Annotated in this window: 1 protein-coding gene; it reads right to left on the bottom strand. The window is 65.5% G+C overall.

What is annotated here, in order from left to right:
• Window positions 1-257, bottom strand: a 257-nt coding sequence (locus ELR45_RS43165) for a tetratricopeptide repeat protein (protein WP_420814009.1), incomplete at its 3' end; no start/stop codon positions are given.
• Between the last annotated feature and the right edge of the window lie 4 nt (window positions 258-261).

The raw sequence follows: 261 nt of genomic DNA on the forward strand, positions 1-261 counted from the left end.
CCCAAAACGCTGGCAGCCGCGGCGACCTCCACGCCTCCTGGGACATCGGCCAGGATCTCGGCGACTTCTTCGTACAGCTCCAGCGCCCGTCTGAGATTACCGCGCAACTCGGCCAGTTCTCCCAGGTTGCAGAGCACGAGGGCTTCGGCCTGCCGGCCCGCTCCGATTTCACGCCGCACGGCGAGTGAGCGACTCAAGCAGGTCTCGGCCGACTCGAGATCCCCTCTGTCCTGGTGTATAGCGCCGAGGTTGTTCAGGCAC

This window comes from Phytoactinopolyspora endophytica (genome assembly GCF_004138495.1).
In the GTDB taxonomy this organism is placed as follows: Bacteria; Actinomycetota; Actinomycetes; order Jiangellales; family Jiangellaceae; genus Phytoactinopolyspora; species Phytoactinopolyspora endophytica.